This is a genomic window from Streptomyces sp. 13-12-16 (assembly GCF_002114215.1).
Taxonomy (GTDB): domain Bacteria; phylum Actinomycetota; class Actinomycetes; order Streptomycetales; family Streptomycetaceae; genus Streptomyces.
In genome coordinates this window covers 1-4,195 of the sequence record NZ_NCTE01000126.1, presented here as the reverse complement: position 1 = coordinate 4,195, position 4,195 = coordinate 1, and the positions used below count along the sequence as shown (strand labels likewise).

Here is a 4,195-nt window from a genome sequence, read left to right as displayed (position 1 = left end):
CGCCGCCCGCCCGGCCGGCCTTGCGGAGGGCGCGGGGCAGTACCCGACGGCCGAAGAAGCCGAACAGCGCGGGGGTCAGGGTCAGCGCGACGAGCACGGCGAGGGCCACGGCGCCCGCGCCGCCCAGGCCCATCCTGGTGAGTTCGGGGATGCCGACGACCCCCAGCCCGGCCAGGGCGATGAGGACGGTCGCGCCGGCGAAGACGACGGCGGATCCGGCCGTGCCCACCGCCCGGCCCGCCGCCTCCTCCGGCGCGCTGCCCCGGGCACGCTCGTCGCGGAAGCGGGAGGTGATGAAGAGCGCGTAGTCGATGCCGACCGCCAGCCCCAGCATCAGCGCCAGGATGGCGACGGTCGACGTCAGGCCCAGCGGCACGGCCAGCGCGGTGACCAGGCCGAAGGCTACGGCCACGCCCAGGAGGGCGGTCAGCAGCGACAGTCCGGCCGCGGCCAGTGACCCGAGGGTGAGGACCAGCACCACCGCCGCCACCAGCACGCCGACGATCTCCGTCGTACCGCCCGGTTCCTCCTCCGCGTCCAGGGCCGAGCCGCCGATCTCCACGGTCAGCCCCGCGTCCCGGCCCCGGTCCGCGGCGTCCTCCAGGGCGCTCTTCGTCGCCCCGGTCAGGTCGACGGCGTCCACGGTGTAGGTGATCGTGGAGTAGGCGACGGTGCCGTCCTCGCTGACGGCACCGGTCTCGTAGGGGTCGGTGGCCGACGCGACCTGGCCGCCCCCGTCCAGCGAGCCGAGCGTGTCCTCGACGGCCGCCCTGTTCTCCGTGGCCGTCACCCGCTGCCCGTCGGGGGCCCGGAACACCAGACGGGCCTCGGCGCCCTGGGAGTTGCTCTCGGGGAACCGCTCGTCCAGCAGGTCGAACGCCTTCTGCGACTCGGTGCCGGGCATGGAAAAGTCCTCTTCCTCCCCGGCCGGCGCCACGGCTGCGGCGGCCATGGCCAGCACCAGGACACCCAGCCACACGCCGCCCACGAGCCGTCGCCGCCGGAAGGCCCACCGTCCGATCCGGTACAGATACGTCGCCACTTGCCGATCACTCCAGACACCGCTGAGGGAGGGGAACGCGCGGGATCCGCGCGCCTCCCACACTTCCCTCCGGCGCCCCCGGCGGGCATCGTCCTGCGCCGCCGTCCTCCCCTGGTGCGCCCGGACCAGCCGCCCCCGTGTCCTGGTGCGTACGCACCACGGGCCGGTCCGCCGCTCGTCGAGTTGTCCGCGAACTCCCCCGGCATTGTCCGTGATCGGTAACGGACGCATCCGACGGCCGCCGTTCCCCGTCCTGCCGGTTGATCCCACATGGACCGGGGATCGGCGGGCGACTACGCGAGGGCGGGGCGGACATGGCACGGCACGGCGGCGGGCGGGGCTGGTACGGCAAGCTGGTCGGGGCGGCGCTCGGGGTGACGGTGCTCGCCGTCGGCGCCTCGGTGTGGACCGCGCAGGCCGATCCCGTGGGCGGAGCGTCGCCGAAGGCGACCGCGTCCGCCGCGCCGGGCGGTGACGGCCGGCCGGTCGACGTGAGCATCGCGCACGCCTCGGACGCGGGGGCCCGCGGCGTCAACATCACCATCGACGACGGCCCCGACCCCGCGTGGACCCCCCAGGTCCTCGACATCCTGCGGGAGTACGGGGTGAAGGCCACGTTCTGCGTGACGGGGATCCAGGCCCAGGCCCACCCGGACCTCGTGAAGGAGGTCGTCGCGGCCGGGCACCGGCTGTGCAACCACACGGTGTCGCACGACACCACCATGGACAAGAAGTCCGAGGCCTACCAGTCGAAGGAGATCCTCGACGCCGAACGCATGATCATCAAGGCGTCCGGGGGCGTGCGGTCGATGTACTACCGCGCCCCCGGCGGGGCCTTCACCCCCTACAGCCGCGAACTGGCCGCCTCCCGGGGCATGCGCCCGCTGGGCTGGAACGTGGACACCAAGGACTTCGAGCAGCCGGGCTCCGACGCCATCGTCGCCACCGTCGAGCAGGAGATCTCCAACGGGCCGACCGTCCTCTTCCACGACGCGGGCGGCGACCGCGCCCAGACCGTCGAGGCCCTGCGCCGCGTCCTGCCCTGGCTCAAGGAGCAGGGCTACTCCTTCGGCTTCCCGGTCCGCTGAGCCCGCGGTCCCCCCGCGACCGCCACGTCGCGGAGGGACCGGCGTCCGCCCGGGGCCGCCGCCCGCGCCGCCGGGACCCCGGCCGGGCTAGGATCCGGGGCATGGCCCTGACCGTGGAGGACGTGGACCGGTTCGAGGCCTCCAGGCCCCGCCTGGAGGCCATCGGCTACCGCCTGCTCGGCTCCGCGAGCGAGGCCGAGGACGCCGTGCAGGAGACGTTCCTGCGCTGGCAGGCCGCCGACACCGACCGCATCGAGGTCCCCGAGGCCTGGCTGACGAAGGTGCTCACCAACCTGTGCCTCAACCAGCTCACCTCGGCCCGCGCCCGGCGCGAGACCTACGTGGGCGAGTGGCTCCCCGAGCCGCTGCTCGCCGGCGACCGGATGCTCGGCCCCGCCGACACCGCCGAACAGCGCGAGTCGGTCTCGTACGCCGTCCTCGTCCTGCTGGAACGTCTCTCCCCCGACGAGCGGGCGGTGTACGTGCTGCGGGAGGCCTTCGGCTACCCGCACCGGGAGATCGCCGGGATCCTCGACCTCACCGAGGCCGCCAGCCAGCAGATCTTCCACCGGGCCAGGAAGCACGTCGCGGACGGCAAGGCCCGTACCGAGATCGACGAGGCCGCCGCCCGGCGGGTCGTCGACGAGTTCCTCGCCGCCGCCACCAGCGGCCGGACCGAGCCGCTCGTACGGCTGCTCACCCAGGACGCCGTCGCGGTCGGCGACGGCGGCGGGAAGGTCCCGGCCCGCGCCAAGGCGTTCGAGGGCGCGCTCGCGGTCGCGACGTTCATGCGGGGCCTGTTCAAGCCGGGCAAGGCCAAGCGCGCCATCATGGGCGGCTCGCCCGGCGTCTACGCCACGACCGCCAACGGCGACCCCGCCCTGGTGGCGGTCCTCGACGGACGGATCGTCGGCATCATGTGCTTCGCGGTCACCCCCGAGGGCATCACCGCGATCCGCAACCAGGTGAACCCCGACAAGCTGGAACGCGCGACCCGGCTCTGGGCGGGCGCCGACCACGGAGAACCCCTGCTCATCGCCTTCTGAGCGCCATGTGACGCACGTCACACCCTGCTCCTGTCAGGAAACGGCGGGCCGCCCGGTTCAAGGGGCGACCCGCCGAAGAGCCGACGACAGGAGCAGGGAAATGCAGCACCGCATCATCGTCCTCGGAGCCGGATACTCCGGAGCCGTCGCCGCCGGGCGCCTGGCCAAGCGGCTGCGCCGGGAGGACGTCGCGATCACCCTCGTCAACGCCGAGCCCGACTTCGTCGAACGCGTCCGCATGCACCAGCTCGCGGCGGGCCAGGAGCTCAGGCCCCGCCCCCTCGGCGAGATGTTCGCGGGCACCGGCGTGGAACCGGTGGTCGCGAAGGTGACGGGCGTGGACGCCGACCGCAGGACGGTCACCGTCACCGACGACACCGGGGGAACCCGGCGACTGACCTACGACACCCTCGTGTACGCCCTCGGCAGCGGCTGGGACACCCACGGCGTCCCCGGCGTCGCCGAACACGCCCACGAGATCGCCAGTCGCCCCGGGGCCCTCCGGCTGCGCGAGCGCCTGGCCGGCCTGGAGGCGGGGCGGTCCGTGGTCGTGGTCGGAGGCGGACTCACCGGCCTGGAGGCCGCGACCGAGATCGCCGAGTCCCGCCCGGACCTCGACGTCTCCCTCGCCGCCCGCGGCGACCTCGGCGACTGGCTCTCCGCCAGGGGCCGCCGGCACCTGCGCAAGGTCGTCGACAGGCTCGGCGTCACGGTGCACGAACGGACCTCCGTCACCGCCGTCGGGGCCGACCACGTCACCACCGCCGACGGCCGCTCCCTCCCGGCCGCGGTCACCCTGTGGACCACCGGCTTCGCCGTCCACCCGCTCGCCGGGGCCACCACCCTGGAGACCACCGGCACCGGACAGATCGTGGTCGACGCCACCATGCGCTCCCTCTCGCACCCGGAGGTGTACGCCGTCGGCGACGCGGCACTGGTGCAGGGGCCCGGCGACAAGCCGCTGCGGATGTCGTGCGCCTCGGGCGTCCCCACCGCCTGGCAGGCCGCCGACGCCATCG

Annotated in this window: 4 protein-coding genes; 3 read left to right on the top strand and 1 reads right to left on the bottom strand. The window is 74.2% G+C overall.

Annotation, left to right across the window (positions count from 1 at the left end):
• Nucleotides 1–1,042, bottom strand: a 1,042-nt coding sequence (locus B7767_RS05955) for an MMPL family transporter (RefSeq protein WP_179167043.1), incomplete at its 3' end; no start/stop codon positions are given.
• Nucleotides 1,043–1,356: 314 nt separating this feature from the next.
• On the opposite strand from B7767_RS05955, the gene B7767_RS05950 reads away from it, so the two are divergent.
• The 3 genes from B7767_RS05950 to B7767_RS05940 all read left to right on the top strand — a co-directional run.
• On the top strand, nt 1,357–2,130 hold the full coding sequence (locus B7767_RS05950; protein WP_085571201.1) for a polysaccharide deacetylase family protein: 774 nt from the start codon (nt 1,357–1,359) through the stop codon (nt 2,128–2,130).
• A 101-nt stretch (nt 2,131–2,231) separates the two neighbouring features.
• Entirely contained in the window at nt 2,232–3,176 is a 945-nt protein-coding gene (sigJ, locus tag B7767_RS05945; RefSeq protein WP_085571200.1) for an RNA polymerase sigma factor SigJ, read from the top strand.
• Nucleotides 3,177–3,276: 100 nt separating this feature from the next.
• Nucleotides 3,277–4,195 (top strand): NAD(P)/FAD-dependent oxidoreductase (locus B7767_RS05940; RefSeq protein WP_085571202.1); only part of this gene is annotated, 919 nt, incomplete at its 3' end.